The 19633-nt window shown below is 66.2% G+C and carries 17 protein-coding genes and 1 pseudogene; 7 read left to right on the forward strand and 11 right to left on the reverse strand.

Going from position 1 to position 19633, the window contains the following annotated elements; genetic code table 11:
* Window positions 1-346 precede the first annotated feature (346 nt).
* Both ACYVM4_RS10270 and ACYVM4_RS10275 read left to right on the forward strand, forming a co-directional pair.
* A complete protein-coding gene (locus tag ACYVM4_RS10270) occupies window positions 347-1831 on the forward strand; it encodes a sugar transferase (RefSeq protein ID WP_460668482.1) in 1485 nt (494 codons plus the stop codon).
* A gap of 263 nt (window positions 1832-2094) precedes the next feature.
* Window positions 2095-2727 carry a flavin reductase family protein gene (locus ACYVM4_RS10275; protein WP_460668483.1) on the forward strand — a complete coding sequence of 211 codons (633 nt, stop codon included), beginning with the start codon at window positions 2095-2097 and terminating at the stop codon, window positions 2725-2727.
* Between the two features lie 59 nt (window positions 2728-2786).
* Here ACYVM4_RS10275 and ACYVM4_RS10280 read toward each other — a convergent pair whose 3' ends face one another.
* Both ACYVM4_RS10280 and ACYVM4_RS10285 read right to left on the reverse strand, forming a co-directional pair.
* Entirely contained in the window at window positions 2787-4184 is a 1398-nt protein-coding gene (locus ACYVM4_RS10280) for an SLC13 family permease (RefSeq protein WP_460668484.1), read from the reverse strand.
* A 12-nt stretch (window positions 4185-4196) separates the two neighbouring features.
* Window positions 4197-5018 carry a maleate cis-trans isomerase family protein gene (locus ACYVM4_RS10285; protein WP_460668485.1) on the reverse strand — a complete coding sequence of 274 codons (822 nt, stop codon included), beginning with the start codon at window positions 5016-5018 and terminating at the stop codon, window positions 4197-4199.
* Between the two features lie 195 nt (window positions 5019-5213).
* Between ACYVM4_RS10285 and ACYVM4_RS10290 the strand changes: the two genes are divergently transcribed.
* Window positions 5214-5984 carry an IclR family transcriptional regulator gene (locus ACYVM4_RS10290; protein WP_460668486.1) on the forward strand — a complete coding sequence of 257 codons (771 nt, stop codon included), beginning with the start codon at window positions 5214-5216 and terminating at the stop codon, window positions 5982-5984.
* A 196-nt stretch (window positions 5985-6180) separates the two neighbouring features.
* Entirely contained in the window at window positions 6181-6600 is a 420-nt protein-coding gene (locus tag ACYVM4_RS10295; protein WP_460668487.1) for a hypothetical protein, read from the forward strand.
* 350 nt (window positions 6601-6950) lie between these two features.
* On the opposite strand, the gene ACYVM4_RS10300 is transcribed toward ACYVM4_RS10295, so the two are convergent.
* Together ACYVM4_RS10300 and ACYVM4_RS10305 are read right to left on the reverse strand one after the other, a co-directional pair.
* Complete coding sequence (locus ACYVM4_RS10300) at window positions 6951-7829, reverse strand: alpha/beta fold hydrolase (RefSeq protein ID WP_460668488.1); 879 nt, start codon at window positions 7827-7829, stop codon at window positions 6951-6953.
* Window positions 7830-7943: 114 nt separating this feature from the next.
* Window positions 7944-9671 carry a cation:proton antiporter gene (locus ACYVM4_RS10305; RefSeq protein WP_460668489.1) on the reverse strand — a complete coding sequence of 576 codons (1728 nt, stop codon included), beginning with the start codon at window positions 9669-9671 and terminating at the stop codon, window positions 7944-7946.
* A 234-nt stretch (window positions 9672-9905) separates the two neighbouring features.
* On the opposite strand from ACYVM4_RS10305, the gene ACYVM4_RS10310 reads away from it, so the two are divergent.
* Complete coding sequence (locus tag ACYVM4_RS10310) at window positions 9906-10322, forward strand: VOC family protein (protein WP_460668490.1); 417 nt, start codon at window positions 9906-9908, stop codon at window positions 10320-10322.
* 67 nt (window positions 10323-10389) lie between these two features.
* Here ACYVM4_RS10310 and ACYVM4_RS10315 read toward each other — a convergent pair whose 3' ends face one another.
* Window positions 10390-11940: a Mur ligase family protein gene (locus tag ACYVM4_RS10315; protein ID WP_460668491.1), complete on the reverse strand. Its 1551-nt coding sequence runs from the start codon at window positions 11938-11940 to the stop codon at window positions 10390-10392.
* Window positions 11941-12278: 338 nt separating this feature from the next.
* On the opposite strand from ACYVM4_RS10315, the gene ACYVM4_RS10320 reads away from it, so the two are divergent.
* Window positions 12279-12740, forward strand: coding sequence for a hypothetical protein (locus tag ACYVM4_RS10320; RefSeq protein WP_460668492.1), 462 nt, complete (start codon window positions 12279-12281; stop codon window positions 12738-12740).
* Window positions 12741-13043: 303 nt separating this feature from the next.
* Window positions 13044-14582 (forward strand): sugar transferase, encoded by a 1539-nt coding sequence (locus tag ACYVM4_RS10325; RefSeq protein WP_460668493.1) that lies wholly within the window; start codon window positions 13044-13046, stop codon window positions 14580-14582.
* Between the two features lie 183 nt (window positions 14583-14765).
* Here ACYVM4_RS10325 and ACYVM4_RS10330 read toward each other — a convergent pair whose 3' ends face one another.
* From ACYVM4_RS10330 to ACYVM4_RS10355, 6 genes and pseudogenes are all read right to left on the reverse strand, one after another.
* On the reverse strand, window positions 14766-14993 hold the full coding sequence (locus tag ACYVM4_RS10330) for a transposase (RefSeq protein ID WP_460668573.1): 228 nt from the start codon (window positions 14991-14993) through the stop codon (window positions 14766-14768).
* Window positions 14994-15042: 49 nt separating this feature from the next.
* On the reverse strand, window positions 15043-15213 hold the full coding sequence (locus ACYVM4_RS10335) for a hypothetical protein (RefSeq protein WP_460668494.1): 171 nt from the start codon (window positions 15211-15213) through the stop codon (window positions 15043-15045).
* 157 nt (window positions 15214-15370) lie between these two features.
* Window positions 15371-15481: pseudogene (locus ACYVM4_RS10340) on the reverse strand (hypothetical protein); the annotation flags it as partial.
* A gap of 1029 nt (window positions 15482-16510) precedes the next feature.
* Entirely contained in the window at window positions 16511-17455 is a 945-nt protein-coding gene (locus tag ACYVM4_RS10345; RefSeq protein ID WP_460668495.1) for a glycosyltransferase, read from the reverse strand.
* Window positions 17455-18510: a glycosyltransferase gene (locus ACYVM4_RS10350; RefSeq protein ID WP_460668496.1), complete on the reverse strand. Its 1056-nt coding sequence runs from the start codon at window positions 18508-18510 to the stop codon at window positions 17455-17457. Before ACYVM4_RS10350 ends, ACYVM4_RS10345 begins: the two co-directional genes overlap by 1 nt.
* Window positions 18507-19547, reverse strand: coding sequence for an O-antigen ligase family protein (locus ACYVM4_RS10355; protein ID WP_460668497.1), 1041 nt, complete (start codon window positions 19545-19547; stop codon window positions 18507-18509). Before ACYVM4_RS10355 ends, ACYVM4_RS10350 begins: the two co-directional genes overlap by 4 nt.
* Between the last annotated feature and the right edge of the window lie 86 nt (window positions 19548-19633).

Consider the following 19633-nt stretch of genomic DNA (forward strand, 5'->3'; position numbering starts at 1 on the left):
TCCCCCTGTGCTGCGCCTCTGCGGCGCCTCGCTCCCCCGCCGGGACCCGGAGACCGGGCCGGCGTCTTCGCAGGACGTACTGTCCGTGGCGCCGCAGGATCCCCCCGGATCCCGCCGGCGGACCGGCACCCCCTGCGGCGCACGTCCCACGACCACCAGCCCTGGCGATCGACGAACATGCACCTGCATTTACGCTAGCAAAGACAGTGGAGCATCGACCCCCTCGGAACTGTCCCCTGTTAAGCACCTGTTTGCATCGATGTGCACTTGTAAAGTCATCGACGGGGGCCGGAACCACGCCGGGGGGCGTAGGAGGAGTGTTCCGGCCCCCGCACACTCGGGGGGAGTGACCAACGTGCTGAAGAAGAACATGTCCGTGCGCCCTGCCGCCTGGCGGGAGACCCACATCAGCAGCCTGCGCCGCGTCGACGCGGTGGCACTGGCCGTGACGCTCGTGCTGACGCAGCTGGTGCGCTTCGGCTTCGAGCAGGAGGCGCTGGTGACCGACCGGCTCACTGTGCCGTACTGGCTGGTGGGTACCGTGCTCGGCGGGGCCTGGTGGGGCTGGCTGGAACTGCGGGGCGCCCGCGACGTCCGCCTGATCGGCTACGCCGTGGAGGAGAACCGGCAGGTGGTCTCCGCCACGCTCGTGCTCTTCGGCGCGATGGCGATCCTGTCCTACGTGCTCAACGTGCCGATGGCCCGCAGCTACGTGGTCATCGCCCTGCCGCTGGGCACGGTCCTGCTGCTCGCGGGACGCAGCCTGGTGCGGCGAGGGCTGACCCGCCGCCGGCTGGCCGGCGAGGCGATGTCCCGGACCCTGGTGGTCGGGCGCGTGCCGGGGGTCGTGGAGATGCTCAAGTCCCTGCAGCAGAACCCGGCCGCGGGCTTCGCCCCGGTGGCCGTCTACGCGCCGTCGTCGTCCCGGGTCCTGCCGCACCACCTGTCACGGGTGCCGGTGCCCGAGAACACGCTGCCGGCCGGGGAGAAGCCGAGTGTGGAGGGCATCGTGGCCGCGTGCCGCGCCCACCGGATCGAGACCCTGGTGATGGCCGCGTCCGCGCCGCTGAGCTCGGAGGAGGTCCGGCACCTGTCCTGGTACCTCGCCGACGAGCGGATCCGCCTGGTCCTCGACACCGGGCTCACCGACATCGCCGGTCCGCGCATCCACACCCAGCAGATGGCCGGGCTGCCGCTGATCCACGTCTCCACCCCGCGGCTGAGCCGCTCCCGGCGGATGCTCAAGCGCCTGGTCGACATCATGGGCGCCGTCACCGCGCTGGTGGTCCTGTCCCCCGTCATGCTCGTGCTCGCCGCGATCGTGAAGGCGCACGACGGCGGACCCGTGCTCTTCGCGCAGGAGCGCACCGGACTGGACGGCTCCACGTTCAGGATGCTGAAGTTCCGCTCGATGTACACCGACGCCGAGGAGCGCAAGGCCGAGCTGATGGCCGCCAACGACGCCAAGGGCGGGGTGCTGTTCTTCATGGCCAACGACCCCCGGGTCACCACCCCGGGGAAGTGGATGCGCAAGTACAGCCTCGACGAGCTCCCGCAGTTTCTCAACGTCCTCAAGGGCGAGATGTCCCTGGTGGGCCCGCGCCCGCCGCTGCCCTCCGAGGTGGCCCAGTACGAGCAGCACGTCCACCGCCGGCTGCGGGTCAAGCCGGGCATCACGGGGCTGTGGCAGGTCTCGGGCCGCGACGACCTCGACTGGGAGCAGGCCGTGCGTCTGGACCTCTACTACGTGGAGAACTGGTCCCCGGTGCAGGACTTCGTGATCCTGCTGCGCACCGTCAAGGCCGTGGTCGCCAAGGAAGGCGCGCACTAGCTCCTCCGGCAGGGCGCGGGGCCGGGCGCCGTCAGCCGTTGCGAAGGCTTCGCCCCTATGTGCAGGGCTCAACCGGGAGCCGACAGGTGCAGCGGAGGGCGCACCGTCGCAGCCGTCTTGAGCGGGCCGACCGTGACGGTCTCCCTGGCGTGACCGTCGTCAATGGCTCACGCCCATCTCGGCTGCTCGTCGTACAGTTCCAGGAGACGTGCCCGACGAGGGCGGCACCAGGCCTGGGCTGCACAGAGGATGGAGGACTCATCATGCGAGCAGATTTCGACCCCCATGAGATGTCGTCGCGGGATTTCTACCGGCTGTTGACGGCGGTGGTGGTGCCGCGGCCGATCGCCTGGGTCTCCAGCACCTCCGACACCGGTGTGGACAACCTCGCTCCGCACTCCTTCTACACGGTCGCCTCCGTGAACCCGCCGATCGTCCAGTTCACGTCGGTCGGGGAGAAGGACTCCTTGCGCAACATCGAGGCGCAAGGGGAGTTCGTCGTGAACCTCACCCCCGCCTGGTTGTTCGAGGAGGTCAACGCGACCGGCACCGACTTCCCGGCCGAGATCAGTGAGTTCGACGCTGTGGGGCTGACCCGGGAACCCAGCACCACGGTGGGACCCCCGAGGGTCAAGGAATCACCGGTGGCGCTGGAGTGCCGGCTCCACCGGACGCTGCCGATGGGCGACTGCACCCTGGTGTTCGGTGAGATCACCCATGCCGCGGTCTCGGCCGAGGTGCTGGACGGTTCCCATCCGCAGATGGACCTGTTGGAGCCGCTGGCTCGGCTGGGGCGCAACGAGTGGGGCACCACCGGTCCGATCCGCGAGATCCGGCGGATCCGGGCTGCGGACTGGCCGGGCCACTTCAAGGGCAAGGGCGGGCCGGCTTCCTGAGCCCGTGACGACGAGAGGCGCCCGGGACTTCCCGGGCGCCTCTCGTGTGCGTGGACGGACTAGCCGATGCCCAGTTGCACGAACACGAACCACACCAGCAGGGGCACGATGCCGATCATGGCGATCGCCCACAGCAGCAGGGCCCGGAAGAAGAGCCGTTCGTCCTTGGGCTGGGCGCTGGCCATGAGCAGCGCTCCGCTGGTGGACATCGGGCTGACGTCCACCACCGAGGAGCTGATGGCGATGGCGGTGACGACGCCGATCGGGCTCAGCAGCGGGTCGGCGGCGATCGGGGTGACGATCGGGCTGATCACTCCGAGGGTGCCGGTGGTGGAGGCGAAGGCCGAGACGATGCCCACCACGTAACTGGTGATCAGTGCGGCCACGGAGCTGTTGCCCAAGCTGGCGATGCCGGCCTGCAGCTCCTCCAGGGCTCCCATGGACTCCAGCATCCCCACGTAGGTGACGATGCCGGTGACCAGGATGATCGCCGACCACGGCATGCCCTCCACGGCCGGTTTCTGGACGGCGGGCTTCACGCAGATGAGCACCAGGGCGATCACCAGAGAGGCGACCCCGACGTCGAGCCCGAAGGCGGTGGTGAGCACGAGCAGGGCGGCCAGGCCGGTCAGGGTCAGGAGGCGCATGGGGGTGACGGCCACCTTGACGGGGCCGTCTCCGGAGGACGCCGGGGTCTCCTTGGTCCGGGGTGCTGCGGTCAGGACACCGCTCTGCGAGCCGGCGGCCTCGGCCTCCTCCTCGGGATCGTTCCAGGCCTCCTCCGCCACTCGTTCGGCGGCGGTGGAGCCCCCTGCCGAGCCCGGGGCCGAACCGTCGGCCCGGCCGTTGCGGCGGTTCATGATCGTCTGGACGACGGAATACGCGAGCACGGCCAGGATCGCGTTGAAGACGAAGCAGTAGACGTAGAGCTTCAGCGTGTCCTGGGCGCCTCCCCCTGCCTCGTCAAGCATCACGTTGGCCAGCACGCCGAAGGGGTTGACCGGGGAGAACGCCCCGGCGTTGGCGCCCTGGACGATGACCAGGCCCATGGCCAGGGCGCTGATCCCGAACCGGGCGCCCAGCGCCAGGGCCACGGGAGCCACGATGGCGATGGCCGCGGGCGTGAACGCCCCGGCCGAGGCCAGGAGCGCGGTGAGCAGGAACATCAGCACCGGCACCAGGAGCCTGCGCTGCCCGGCCAGCCGCTCGGCCCAGTACGCCAGCAGGTCGATCGTGCCGGTGACCCGCACGATGCCGAACAGCAGGGTGGCCCCGACCAGGATGAAGAACAGCCCGGAGGGGAACTCGGCGATGACGTCCGCGATCGGCATGCCGGCGACCAGGGTGCCCACGCCGAAGGCCGCGACCGTGGCCGCCAGGCCGGCGTTGACCCGGGTGAAAGATCCCAGGGCGAAGGCTGCGATCAGGACCAGGAACGCGATGAGTGACAAGGACATGGCTCCCCCTGGTTATCCGCGGTCGGCAGCGGCCGCGGTGTAGGCCCCGGACAGCAGCCCGCCGGCGCCGGTGATGGATGGGGTGTGGCCCAGGGCCTTGAGGATCTCGTAGGTGGTGGCCGTGGCGGCGGTGATCACCGGCAGGCCCAGTTCGTCCTCGACCGCCTGCACGGCCGGCAGGGACGGCATCTGCACGCAGGCGGAGAGAATGATGGCGTCGGCGCCCTCGTGCTTGAGGTCCCTGGCGATCTCGGGCAGCTTGTGCGGGTCCAGGGCCCCGACAGCCAGGTTGTCGTCGACCTCCAGGCTGATGGCGTCCAGCACCTCGATGCCGGCCCCTTCGATGTACTCGCGCACCATCTGGGTCAGCGGCAGCATGTAGGGCGCCACCATGGCGATCCTCCGGGCCCCCATCTCCTGGAGGGTGCGCACCAGGGCGCCGGCGCTGCTGGTGACCTCGGCCGGGTGGCCGTTCTCCTGCGCGGCCGAGGCGATGACGTCCTCGGAACCGGTGTGGGCGTTGGGGCCCTGGGCCATCACCGCCACCAGGCAGGCGTAGGCGATCACGTCGACGTCGGCGTCGGAGACCGCTCGAGCGCAGTCACCGGCCTTGTCCACCATGGCCAGGAGCTCCTCGCGGTTGACCTGCTTCAGTCCCGCCCGGGCGGAGTGGAAGGTGTAGTGCTGCCCGGTGGCCTCGGACTGGCGGCGGAAGAGCTCCGGGAGCTCCGTCTCCATCGTGGTGTTGGAGCTGGGAACGATCAGGCCCACACGGGAGGTGCGGGGCGCCTTGGGCTCGGGGGCGGTCTCGCCGGTGATGTCAGAGAGGTTCACAGATGCTCCATGGGATCGATGCGATGCGACAGAAACCCACTTCGTGGGATGTCAAACCAGTATGTGGGTGCTCGAAGAGGAGTGTCAACCAGATCACACTTTGCGACCGGCCCGTTCAGGCGAGGTCGCCCGCGATCCGCAGTGGCTAGGCTAGAGGCGCTCATCGGTACGGCCGCAGCGGCAAGGGAAGGCACAGTGGCAACAAAACAGCCCTCGGGGGCGGCGCCCCTTCTGGTGCTGCACAAGGTGGTGGAGATCCTCGACTGCTTCTCGGTCGAGGAGCCCGAGCCCACGCTGCAGCAGCTCATCCAGAAGACGGGTCTTCCCTCCAGCACCTGCCAGCGGCTGGTGCAGAACATGGTGCGGGAGGGCTTCCTGGACCGCGACGGCGACCGGTACCGGATCGGCATCGGTCTCGTCCGGTGGGCCACGCCGGGGACCGTGGGCCTGGACGTGGTGCGCCTGGTGCGGCCCATCCTGCAACGGCTGCGCGACGAGACCGGGGAGACGGCCTGCTTCTACATCCGGGACGGGGCCTTCCGCACCGTGGTGGCCGTCGCCGAGACCCGACACGTGGTCATGCGGCCGTTCAGGGTCGGCCAGGTCATGCCCATCCACGCCGGTGCTCCGGGCAAGATCTTCCTGGCCCATGATCCCGAGGCGTGGGACGCCCTCCAGGACGCACCACTGACCAAGTTCGCCCCTGCCACCCCCGACACCCTGACGACGCTCGAGACGCAGGCGGCCGTGGCCCGCGACCAGGGATACTACGCGGCGTTCGGAGAACGCCACGAGGACGTCGGATCCATCAGCGCCCCGGTCTTCGACCACTCCGGCCGGCTGGCCGGCGTGCTGGGCCTGGGCTTCCCCACGCAGCGGGTCAGCCCCGACGACGTCCCCCGGTTGGGTCCGATCGTGAAGCAGGCAGCGATCGAGGCCAGCAAGGCCCTGGGGCACGTCCCCTGAGTCGCCTGGTGCCCGCAGCCTGGGCACACAAGCCCCAAGGTCCCGAGTGCAGGGACATCCCCCCAATTCGATCGAAGAGCATACGTCGCAGTAGTTCCGCTCCGTGACCCACCCGGTGCCGGATCTTCACCTCATCCCGGAAGTGGCCTCTCACTAGGGGCGTAGCCTTGTGAGTGCCAGATCTTCGGGAGGAATCATGAAAAATCTGCGCGGGAGGCTCGCCGCCACCATGATGGCCGGCGCGCTCATGTCCGGAGCTTTTGTCGCCCCGGCCTCGGCCATGGCGGGAGTGTCGGAGTCCAGTTCCGACACTGCTGCGGTCAGTCGGCAGATCGCCGACAAGAAGGCTGACCAGAAGCAAGACCATTACATTCAGGTCAGTCACTGGAAGTACGACCACCAGTACAAGAAGTGGCACAAAGAGCACCACTACACGCACAGCCACCACAACTGGGCCGCCAAGTACGCCGCCGACAAGTGCCACGTCAAGTACGACTGGGCTCACAAGCAAGCCAAGCACATCGAGAAGTACGACGTAAAGCACTGGTACAAGGTCTGCGAGTACAAGAAGCACAACACGTGGTACAAGGTTCAGTACGCCGACAACAAGTACTGATCGATCAGCCACACCCGAGGAGTGCCCCGCCGAGACGTCGGCGGGGCACTCCTGCACTCCGATGCCGAACGAGGCCGACGACGGTGTCCGCGCGCTGCGCGGGCGCGGCCCCCCGCTCCACTCCTGGGACGGGGCGGAGTCCCACCGAAAGCTGATGGGGCACGGACGACCCCGAAGAACTGCTGCACGTGTTCACCGATCCCGCATGGCACCCGTTCTGCATCTTCGTCGCGCAGGCCCGCACAGCACGCCGCCGCGGTGCGGACGGCACCCCGAACAACAGATGACAGAGCACCTGGGCGCTGCTTCACCGGAACACTGAGGGGACAACACCGGCGATCCCGGGCGTCTCAGCCGGTGGGTTCCCGGTGATCCGCCGCGACGGTGTGCTCCAGGATCGCGTCCGCCAGCGGGGCCAGCACCGTGGCCGGCAGGGCGTGGCCGAGTCCGGGGATACTGACAAGCCGGGCGGACCCGATGACGGCGGCGAGGTGCTGGGCGTGCGGGGGCGGGTTGACCGGGTCCTCCGGCGCCTCGATCACCAGCACGGGGAGCGTCACTTCGGCGAGCTCTGCGGCGCGGTCCAGACCGGACTGGTCGGCCAGGGCGTGCGCGGCGGGGTTGCCGGCGGTGCCGGCGTGGGCGATGACGTGCTCCTCCAGCCGGCGGAACTCGTCGGGATCGAAGGGCAGGGCGTCGCCGTGGAGGATCCGCCAGTGCTCGATGCGCCACGCCAGTTCCTCCTCGGGTGCGCGGGGGTCAGCCAGGTGCGACCAGAGTTCCAGCAGACGGGGGTCCGGGCCCGGCAGCTCCGAGTGCCCAGTGGGATCGGCCAGGCCCGCGCCCAGAGCGGACGTGGCGAAGAGCGTGGTGCTGAGCAGCCGGTCGGGATGGTCCAGGAGGAGCAGCTGCACGAGCGTGCCACCCATCGACATGCCCACCGCATGGACCCTGTCGATGCCCAGGGCATCCAGGACGGCGATCGCGTCCTCCGCCAGCTCCCGCACCGCATAGGGGCGCGCAGCGAAGGCCCACGTCGAGCGGCCGGTGTCCCGGTGGTCGTAGCGGATCACCCGGTGCCGTACGGCCAGCCGCTCCACGAGTTCCTCCGGCCACCCCAGCCCCGAGGCGTTGGCGCCCATGACCAGCAGCACGGGGGACGCCTCCGGGACACCGGTGTCCTGGACCCACAGCTCGTAGTGCTCGTTCACGCGCACGAACTTCTCCATGCGCCCATCATCGCCGCACCGCGCTCATCGAGCCATGAGGTGATCAGCGACACGTCATGCACCCCGGCGCTCGCGGACACCAGAGTGCTGTGACCGCGAGCGGCGCTGGACTCGCTAGTGCCCTGCGGCGCGCGGGCGCAGCCGCGCTTCCTCGACGTCGAGGATCCTCTGGGCGTCGGCCAGGATCCGCGAGGGGTACTTCCCCTCCCGGCGCGCGGCGAGCAGGGCCTCCCGTTCCGTGCGGACGACGGCCAGGCGCAGCTGCCGGTACTGGTGGTGGGGCGTGGGGGCGTCCTTCTCCTCGCGGGCGTGGGCTCTCTCCCACGTGGACTCGCTGCGCAGGAAGGTGTCCTGGCGGACGCGCTCGACGACGTCGGGGTCCACCTCGGTGCCGGGGCCCAGGACCGCGCCCGGCGCGTCGAGGACCCGCAGCCCGGCGTCGGCGATCTCGTCGAACAGGGCGGCGGACTCCCGCAGGTCGGCGGTGGTGTCAACGCCGCGGATGCCCAGGGCCCGGATGAGCGCGGGCAGGGTGCCGCCCTGCAGCAGCAGCGTGGTGACCGCCACGGTGAAGGCGATGAGCACGAGCTGCTCCCGGTAGGGCACCGAGCCGGGCAGGGACTGGGCCGCAGCCAGGGTCACCACCCCGCGCATGCCGGACCAGCCCAGGACCACGGCGCCCCGCCAGCCCAGCCCTTCGCGGCGCTCCTGCTCCAGGTCGGCCCGGCGCTGGGCGTAGACGCGCTGGCGCAGGCGACGCCGGCGTTCCTGCCGGGGATCCGCGAGGTGGGCGCTGGCTTGGTCCAGCCCCAGCCACAGGCGCATGGTCCGGCGCTCCGCCCGGCCGGCGCGCCGTCGCAGGAGGAGGACCAGTGGAAACACCCAGGCGACGCGGATCGTGATGAGTACCGCCGTGAACAGCAGGCCGATCAGCACCGTGTGGGGAATGCTCAGGAGCTCCTGGTCGATGTCCTCGACCAGGTGCCGCAGCTCGAGGCCCATCAGCAGGAACACGGCGTTCTCGAGCAGGAACTGTACGGTGCGCCAGTTCACGTCATCGCTGATCCTGGCCGGCGCGTCCAGGACACTGGCGCTGCGGTGGCCGGTGTAGAGCCCGGCCACGACCACGGCCAGCACCCCGGAGGCCCCCAGCTCCTCCGCGGGAATGAAGGCCATGAACGGCACGACGAAGGACAGGGCCGTGTCCAGCACCGGGTCGTGGATCGTGGAGCGCACGGAGACAGTGACCACCCCGACGAGCAGGCCGACGACCACGGCGACGACCACGGCGTAGCCGAAGTCTGCGACCCCGCTCCACACCCCCGACATGGTCCCCGCCGTCACCGCCAGGGCGCTGCGCAGCAGCACGAGGGCGGTGGCGTCGTTGACCAGGCCCTCGCCCTCGAGCACGGTCACCAGCCGCGGCGGCAGGCCCAGCCGCTTGCCGATCGACGTGGCCGCGACCGCGTCCGGCGGGCTGACCACGGCCCCCAGAGCGATGGCCGCGGCCAGGTTCAGGTCCGGCAGCAGGGCGTAGAGCACCAGCCCCGTGATCAGGGCGGAGACCAGCACCAGCACCACGGACAGGCTCGTAATGGCGCCGAGATTGCGGCGGAAGTCGATCACCGGGACCTTGATCGCAGCGGCGTACAGCAGCGGTGGCAGCACCCCGATGAGGATCCATTCGTGGGGCACCTCGATGGCCGGCACGCCGGGGGCGTAGGACAGCGCCAGGCCGACCACCACGAGGAGCAGCGGGGCGGCGACACCGAGCCGCCTCGAGAGACCGGTGACCGCCACCATCAGCACGATCACCAGGACACCCACGATTGCCAGTCCCATCCCCGCACTCTATCCAGGGCCACCCGCCGCACCCAGCTTGTGCCCCTGGCCGACGACAACGCCACGACGCCGTCCCGCTCGGGCGACGAGACGGCGCCCGGAGCGGCCTTCGGCAGGGTCGTCGGCGGAGTCTTCATGCTGCACGGGCGAAGTCACGTGCCCCCTACGGACGGTGCCGTTGCGGCCGGCCATTGGCTACCGTGAGCGGTGACACCGAGCGCAGGGAGTGGACGCATGGCCGATTATCCGCAGTTGCAGACCACCGTGCTGGACGCGACGGACGTCCGAAAGCTGGCGGAGTTCTACCGGGAGCTGCTGGGCCTACAGTACCGGACCGGGGACGAGCCCCCGGCGCACGGATCTGCCGACGAGCACGACTGGCTGGTCCTCACCGACGCGCAGGGAGCGCGGCAGCTGGCGTTCCAGGCCGTCCCCATTCTTCCCCGGGTGACATGGCCCGACGCCTCCGGGGTCGCGCAGCAGCTGCACCTGGACCTGACCGTCCCGGACCAGGAGGCGCTCGAGCTCCAGCGGGAACGGGCCCTCGAACTGGGCGCCGAGCAGTTGCTCGACCGCACGGACGACCCGGACGAACCGTTGTACGTGTTCGCCGATCCGGCGGGGCACCCGTTCTGCATCTTCGTCGCGTAGGCCCGCCCAGAACTCCACCGCACAGCCCGGGCCACACCGGTGCCGCACGCAGACGCGACAAGCGCCGTTAGAGGCCGGGACGAGGAGCGTTCCTGGCGAGGGTGATCGCGGCGGCGGCCGCGAGGGCCTCGTCTCGGTCGACGAACGGGACCCGGCTTCCCCGCGGGCCGATCTCCATCCACTGCTCGTGCCCCCGGCCGTTGAGCACCACCGTGCCGTCCGGCCCGGCCGTCTCCAGGGCGAAGCGGATGGCCTCCCGCCGGGTCTGCAGCTCGTGGACCTCGGGCACGGGCAGACCGGCCGACTTCCGCGCCGCCACGGCTGAGCGGACTCCCCGCATCACCGCGGCACGGATGGCGGCCGGGTCCTCCGACCGGGGGTTGTCGTCCGTCACCAGGACCACGTCGGCGCCGGACTCCACGGCCGCGACGCCTGCGGGTTCCCGCTTGGAGGGGTCGCGGTCTCCGCCGGAGCTCGCCGTCACCACGAGCCGCCCGGAAGTGCGCGCCCGCAGGGCGGCCGCCGAGGACGAGAGCGCGTCCGGGGTGTGGGCGAAGTCAACGACGACGCGGGGCCACCCCGAGCCGAGGTCGACATGCTCCATCCGGCCCGGCACGCTCACCGGCCCGGCGAGCGCGGCCGTCACTTCAGACGGCGGGACACCGAGCTCGAGCAGCACGAGCGCGGCCACCGCGGTGTTGGTCCGGTTGTGCTCCCCGGGCAAGGGTGTGCGCAGCGCGAGGCTGCCGTCCGGCCCTCGCAGGAAGAAGGCGTCCTCGCCCCGTTCCCCCACGATGTGCCACTGCGCGTCCGCCCCGGGATCGTTGGCCAGGCTCACCACGGGCACCCCGCGGCGGCCGGCCAGGTCGCGGAGGCGGCGCCCGCCGTCGTCGTCGACCACGACCACCGCCCGGGACGCGAACCCGGGGGTGAAGAGACGGGCCTTGGCGGCGAAGTAGGACGCCATGTCCCCGTGGTAGTCCAGGTGCTCGTGGGAGAGATTGGTGAAGGCGACCGCGTCGTAGTGGATGCCGTCCACCCGGTGCTGGTCCAGGGCGTGGCTGCTGACCTCCATGACGCATGCGTCGTTGCCCGCGTCCCGCATCTGTGCCAGCAGCTCCTGCAGTTGCGGAGCGGCGGGGGTGGTGACCACGCTGCGCCGGCGCCGGTCGCCGACCACGGTCTCCGGAGAGCTCAGCAGACCGGGGCGGCGGCCCAGGCGGAGCAGTGCCGCCTCGAGAAAATAGGCGGTGGTGGTCTTTCCGTTGGTGCCCGTGATCCCCAGCATCGTCAGGTCCCCGGCCGGGTGGCCCTGCAGCCGGGCCGCCACCGGGCCCAGCGCGGCCCGCGGCTCGTCGACGACGACCACGGGCACCCTGATTCCCTGCTCCAGGAGCTGCGCACCCTGGCGGTCGGTGAGCACCGCGACCGCACCGGCACCGACGGCAGCCGCGGCATGCTGGACGCCGTGGCCCCGACCGCCCTGCAGGGCGACGAAGAGGTCGCCCTGGCCGGCCTCGCGGTGGTCCTCCACGGCCCCGCACACCTCCAGGTCTCCCGGCACGTCGTCCGTGGCGAGCGTTCCCCCGATCGCGTGCACCAGCTCGGCGAGGAGCACCGGTCCGGGCGACGACCGTCTGCCCCGCGCTCGCTCAGGAGACTTCACTGTTCCAGCGTATCCGCGCCCGGAAAGAAGTCAGTACACGTATGAATTCACGCACGCTTGCCGAGCAGAGAGCAGCGCCTGTGTGGTCCCCGACACATCCTGGAAATCCGTACTGGACAATGGTCCATACCCAATCACTCTCCGCATAGGAACAAGGGCGTGACAATAGACTTTTGTCCGGTCCGATGGGGACCATGTGGGGACAGAAACAGCCCCCCACTAGGGCTGTCACCCGGATACGCTCGGAGTGCCCGAAGATCCGTACCCCTCGACGGACGAAAGAGAATCCGATGCGTACCACCCCCCTCGCCACCGACGTCCAGCGCTACCTCGAGTCCTGCTCCCCCGCAGGCCTCACCCTCCTGGAGCTCGACATCGTCGAGGACGTCGCCGAACTCACCCTGGCCTTCACCCCCGAGGCCCTCGACCGCGTGCTGCGCACCCAGCTGCGCACGGCCGGCACCCCGAGCGACTGGGACTGCCCGAAGGCGTCCATGGAGGTCGGCACCCCCACCTGGGCCTACGCCCTGGACCTGGCGTATCTCTTCAACGAGCACTACTTCGGGCACGTGCTCCTCGAGCGTCACGAGGCCGCACTGGGCGAGATTCTCGCCACCCATGGTTACGAGGGCACGCCCGTCGTGTTCCGCCCGGCCTACGCCCCCAGCTGCCTGGCGCTGAACCTCCGCCGCCTCAAGGCCGAGCACCTCCGCAGCGCCGGCCACACCGGCTCACAGGCCCGCGCCGCCTGAGCTGCACGTCCGACGGCACCACGGTCCCCCGGTTGGGGGACACGGGACGGCATAGTCCGCGTCGGGGTCAACTTCCCCGCCCGACGTCGTGACCCCCGTCACCACTAGGCACAATGCCGTTCCGCGGGTTCCCGGCACAGTCAAGTGCAACTGCAAACACCTTTCGTCATAGAGCCGATTTCATCGATTTGCGCCACTAAACTGGTGACAAGTGCAATGCAGCGCGCGGTCCACCGTCTCCCCCACGGGCTGGGAAGAGACAACCCCAGGTGGCCGCGTGCTTTTCGGGGAGGGAGCACCAGCATGCTCAAGGCCAACGAGATCAGCCGAGCGGGCGACCACCGGCGTCCGCAGCTCAACGCCGCACGCACCACCGCCCGCGACCCCGCATCCCGGTCCGGCTGGCGGTCCACCTACCTGACCCGGATGCGCTGGGCCGACGGCCTGGCGCTGATCGTCACCCTCTTCGGCGCCCACCTGCTCCGCTTCCAGCTGGAGAACGCCGGCCTGCACCTCGGCGGCGACTTCTCGGTCCCCTACTGGACCGTCGGCGTCGCCCTGGCCCTGGTCTGGTGGATGCACCTCGGCGCCCGCGGTGCCCGGGACGTCCGGCTCATCGGCCACGGCCTCGAGGAGACCCGGCAGGTGGTGCATTCGAGCCTCATCCTTTTCGGCGCCATCGCGATCATCTCCTTCGGTTTCGACCTCCCCATGGCACGCAGCTACGTTCTGCTGGCCCTTCCCCTGGGACTGGGATTCCTGATCCTCGGGCGCTTCATTGTGCGGGACCGCTTGGTCAAGGCCCGGTACAAGGGTGATGCACTCTCCCGGACCATGGTGGTGGGTCGGCTGGCCGGCACGTGCGACCTCATCAAGTCCCTGCGCCAGCACCCGACCTCGGGACTCGACGCGGCCGCCATCTATGTTCCCGAGACCCGCAAGTCAGTCCCCGCGGAGCTGCAGCGCATGAGCCTCCCGCCCAACGCACTCGCACCGGGTGAACGCCCCACCGTCGAAGGCATCGTCGACGCCTGTCACGAGCGCGACATCGAGACCGTGGTCCTGTCCTCCAACGTCCCGCTGGGCACCACGGAGATCCGCCACCTCAGCTGGCAGCTCGCCGACGCCCACATCCGCCTGGTCATGGACACCGGACTCACCGACATCGCCGGCCCCCGCATCCACATGCAGCAGGTGGCCGGCCTCCCTCTCATCCACGTGGCCACCCCCAAGCTGAGCCGCAGCCGCGCCATGACCAAGCGCCTCATGGACATCCTCGGTTCCGGAGCGGCCCTGCTGGTCCTCTCCCCCTTCTTGCTCGCCCTGACCCTGATCGTCAAAGCCCACGACAAGGGCCCCGCCTTCTTTGCCCAGGAGCGCATCGGCCAAGACGGCTCCCGCTTCAGAATGCTGAAGTTCCGCAGCATGCGCACCGACGCCGAGCAGGTGCTGCAGCGCCTCAAGGAGCAGAACGAGGGCGCCGGTCTGCTGTTCAAGATGAAGGACGACCCCCGCGTCACCGCCCCCGGCAAGTGGATGCGCCGCTACAGCCTGGACGAGCTTCCCCAGTTCCTCAACGTCCTCAAGGGCGAGATGTCCCTGGTCGGCCCCCGTCCCCCGCTACCCGCGGAGGTGGAGCAGTACGAGGACTACGTCCACCGCCGGCTGCGGGTGAAACCCGGCATCACCGGCCTGTGGCAAGTCTCCGGAAGGTCGAACCTGGACTGGGAGCAGTCGGTGCGCCTGGACCTCTACTACGTGGAGAACTGGTCGCCGGTGCAGGACATGCTCATCTTAGGGCGCACGCTTAAGGCCGTCGTAGCCAAGGAAGGCGCGTACTAAAAATGCGTCATAGACCGGATTCACTAGAGCTACTCGCACTTAGCTCGCCGTTTGACCCCTGAGGCTGGCGATCCCCATGGATGTGTTGCGCGCTCTGGCGTGGGGTCGGCCACCGCGTGATCCTTGGAAGTTGCGACGTTTCAAGGGAACGGCGGTGGCCGCAATGAGCAGTATGGTGGCCTGTCACGATTGAGTGTGGGTGAGGGCCTGTCGCCAGGGCCGGTGGCTGCCTGCAGCCAGCAAGTCTCGTAACCGGTAATAGTCGAAGTTCCGGAAGCCGCGGGCGACCGGGCGCATCTTCTCGATCACGCCATTGATCGCCTCCGTGGGACCGTTCGAGGCCCCTGCGGTGTCAAAGTAGGCCAGGATCGCCGACCGCCACCTTCGCAGGGTTCGTCCCAGGCGCGCGATCTCTTCAGATGGGGCAGGTCGGGAGGCCGGCGAGGACCTCGATCACGTGCTAGCGTCCCAGGTCAGAGCAGGCGCAGTAGTCGGCCCGCAGCTTCTGGTAGCAGTACCAGGCCAGTATCACCTCGTGGTGCGGGTCCCCGGCCGCCAGCTTCACGTTGGGTCGCCGGACCTGTTTCTCGGTGGGGTCCTCGGCCTCGATCTGCAGTGTGCGCCGGATCACGTGGAGCGGATGCCCTGCACGACCGCGGGGACCCAAAGTGCCCTACTGCACGCGACGACGTACTCCGTTGACGACCTGCCCGCCGAGGAACACGGGCGTGGAAGGCGTCGAACACCGTGTCAGCCACCGAGAGCTCGTCGCGGATCGCATTGGCATAGCCGTGGAACAGGTCCAGCGTCGCAGTGTGGATCCCATCTGTGAAAGCCTTTCCCTGATCAGCCAGCCAGTCGCCGTAGGCCGCCCCGGTGCGGCCCCTTACCAGACCCAGCTACCTCGCCCGGAGCCGGCCGTGCTCGTCGCGGGAGTGGCCCAGAATGCCGGTGACCAAACCGGGTCCCGGGTGGGCCCTCGTGGCGCCAGACGTACTCGTCCAGGCTCAGGGCGTTCACCCCGGCCAACCGCTCATCGGCGCTAAACTGGTCCTCGAAGACCGGGGCGATGGCGTCCCAGGCGGTGTTCCAGGCGACTCCCAGCGTCTGGACCAGGCGCGAGACTGCGATGTCGTGGGCGCGCAGCTGGGACACGGCCCAGGCGATCGAGTGGGTGGTGAGCATGGCCCGCGGCGCGGCCTGTTCGCGGCCATCCCTGGAAATCCTCGCCTCGCACGCCGTGTCATGGCAACGGTAGCGGCTCCTGCGCCACACGCCGCGCACGGGCACTCCGGCGCAGGGCAGGTCGTGCAACAACACCAGCACCCTTCAGTGGCCGACGGGGATCACACCGCAGGAGGGGCAGCCCGTTTGCGAGGACACAGTCTCAATGACCATGGTGAAGGAGGACCGGTAACGCTCAATCGTGAGCACGTGGACATAGGGCAGATCAGAAAGCGCGCACGCCAGCGCGCAACAAACATGAGACAAGTCGAGGCCTTCGAGGACGGCTGGATTCAACACTCCCATCCTGGAGGCCCCAACCTCTACCCAAGTCTCGTGACACGCACCCGGCTCGAACGCTTACCCACGCTCATTGGAGAAGGACCCCTAACAGCCACCACTACGCGCCCCGGTCACGCATAAATCTAACGAGGTACGCCGGCTGCCATTCTGTGGACGGTTTAAATAAGCACGTCCATTCTAAAGTAAAACGGCGGACCAGCATCTCATCCACGCAACGGCACTAAAGCCTTAAGGCACACAAACCCCAGTCAATGCCTCCTACATTGACGCCATTTTGCCCAAAACAAACACTTGTTACCTTGTTAGAAACACCTAAAGCACTCCTAGGCGACTAAATCAATGCGAACAGCCCGCAACTACTTCAAATCTCAAGACCAACACTAGATAGTGTGCCAAAAATTCTACAACGCAATTATGGACGCGCTAGTGCGAGTCAAGACGCGTTTCGAAGCGGCAAACCATAAATCATCGACACGCAAATCCTCGGCTTCTTTTTCCACCGCAAGCCCCTTCTTTGCAAGGAAAGAAGATAAATCGTGCTGGTGCTCATCTACATGCTCACCTCGGGCCGAACTGCGCGGGACGAGGACGGGCAACTTGCCGAGCTTCAGTGCCGACAGGGCTGACCCCGTGCCAGCATGCGCTACAACCGTATCTGCCCATTTAATACGATCATCCATCTCACTCGACGACATCGACGAACTCCCATCAAACTCGATGCCCGCCATGCCAGTTGGCCCATACTGCACGAACACTTCCGCATTTTTCGGCGCACTCCGTGCAACCGCGTCGACCAAACGGCGAAAACCATAATGCTTATTCGCGCCTACAGTAACAAAAATTTTTAATCTTTCCACTGCAGCAATACGCTCAGAGGACTCGACGCTAAAGTCGTCAAAAACAGAGAACTCATATTGCCAGCGACTGTTGGCAAGGTGGGGGTACTGTACATATCTGCGCACATACGGCAATGGGCTTAAGACGCGCCCCGTCAAGGACAAACCCGAAACCCTTGTCGCGCTTTCAATGTAAACCAATGAAACTCTGCGCCTCGCAGCAGAGACCGCACAAGACAACGCAACACCTGCACCGGTGCTAACAAACTGATCAACGCTAACCCCGTCAAGGATCCGATGCAAGAGAAGACCATTTTTGAGCACCGCAGAAACATTCCGAGGCGCCGCATAAGGCAACTGGATTACTTCCTCACCCCGTAGGAGAGAGCGACTTTGCGGCGTGTCATCCGTTACCCAGATTGGTTTCTCCGCAAAAAACATACGCTTGCGAAGCGTATACAACTGCATAAGATGACCGCCACTCCCAGCAGCCAAAATGGTCCTTGACATCAACTCAACTCCATGCTCTTAACGACGCTCCCGAAAAAGCGATTCAAAGCCGCATTCACAGCGCTACGACCGTACAACTGATTATACTTCTCTAGTGCAATGGAACCGTGCTCGCTGGCCCGAGTTCGATCTGACAGATAGGCCACAATCGCGGACGCCAATTGCTGAACGTCTCCCACGACTGATACAAGCCCACAGTCCTCAGCTTGTCCAGCCATTGCCCCCACATTCGTGACCACCAACGGCCGTCCACAACCCATAGCTTCAATAAGAAACATGGGCATCGCTTCGGCAGTCGAAGGCAGAACTGCAAGCCGGCTAGACCCAAGCAGCTGAAACAAGCTTGACGCATCCATGGGCCCTTTCCAGTACGAACCTGCAGCCTCAACGACTTCAGCGTCTTCAGCAGGACCTACAATGAACAGTTCGGCGTCCGGCACCCGTGAGTTAACGATCTTCCAAGCCGCCAGCAACGTATCCACTCCCTTTCGCCGCCCGACAGACCCAGCAAACACTGCAATAGGCGGACAATCGCCAGCAGACGTAAACTCGCTCGAGTTGAAAACGGGTCCCGGATTGTTCATGATGACGACATTGTGAAAACCCAACTGTCGTGCCGCGGCTAACGCGTCTTCATTTAAAACAGAGATGCGACAAGCAAATTTTAATAAAATCTTGTAAACCATGAACCAAAAGCGTGAGTCATGGGCCGTTCTTACAAAAGCCGATCCGTGCACGGTCGCGAACGTTTTGAATCCTAATACGCGACTAACAAAAAGAAACAAGCCTTCCCTCAAAAATGAACCCTTATGGCTAAGGTGAACGTGGAATAATGGGCGAACCTGACGCCACTCACGGAGACGAAGGACATAATCAACCAGCGCCCTGGCGAAAACTGGAACGCGCTTGCGATCAGCGATTGTCTTATTCCAGGTCGTCAAGTATTCGAAATCATACCCAGGCAAACCAATCTGTCCGTAGGCACGCAAAACGGACTCAATGCCCCCAATTCCCCTACAATCGGGCCCCACTAGAATCACTCGTTGTACGGTCATTTAGTTTTCCTCACCTTATTTGCGGCCATAAGTTTCGGCGGTCGAACAGATGAGTAACTGCGATACCCCACCAAAATGCCAATAAATCCGAAAAATAGTCCGAATACCGGAGTCGATGAATAAACTGGCTCTACGAAGGATTCGAAAAACAAATGCATTGACCAGAGAATTGCGGTCAGACCTAACCATCGCCCCCACTGATCCTCACTCCGGTGACGACGTCTGGCATACACAAATATTGCCGCCAGACCTCCAACGAAGAAAAATGTACCCAGGAATCCTGACTCACCGACAATGGCCGGCCAAAAAGTGTCAGTCAAGAATTTGCCGTTTTCCTCCGTCGGTCCCAGTCCCCAAATACCTTCGTACCCCAGTTCGGTGTAGACAGGGCTGTAATCCTGCCTGGCCGCACCGCTTGCAAAACGACCAAAACCGACTCCAAAGGGAAAATGATCACGGGCTAGAACCGGTGCGTCCATGGTCAAGCGCAGTCGAGCAACTTGGTCAGGATTTTCCAAATACTCCTGAGCTGTTGACCGGAGAACGTTTGCGACAAAATTCCAGGAAACTATCGCCAGCGCAATTATGGCCGGGGACAAAATTAAGGGCAACCAACGCCTTTTTGCAAAGTACGCGTAGGCAGCGACAGAAAGAGGAAGTGAAATAAGGGTCTTACGTCTAAATCCGACTACAACGGACAAAAGGGAACCGGCCAGCAGAAAAGCCGAAAATAATGACCTTGACACTTCGTGTCGGAAAGTGAGTAGCGCTAGAGCAGACATCGCCATCAAAGTGCCGAAATAGCCAGGATGGGCGAATGGCCCCACAACAATGGGAAGTCCAAATCTCGATCGCTCAGCGTAAGCGAAATCCTCAAGGAGCCAGGTTAGCCACACGCCCGGAGCGAGTAGATTAATGACAACGCATAAGAAAACTATTATAAGCAGCCAAGAGACCCAGTGAACAAGAACCTTAAGATGCTTGTTGTTCCAGTCCAACTGACATACAGACCATCCAAACAATGGTCCCTTAATCATCAGGAAAGCTCCTGTGAGCATAGTACCGAGAGGCACTCCCGCCAATAAAGCTCCAGTAGCTCCCATTACGAAAAACCCAATAAACC

Source organism: Kocuria himachalensis (assembly GCF_054784195.1).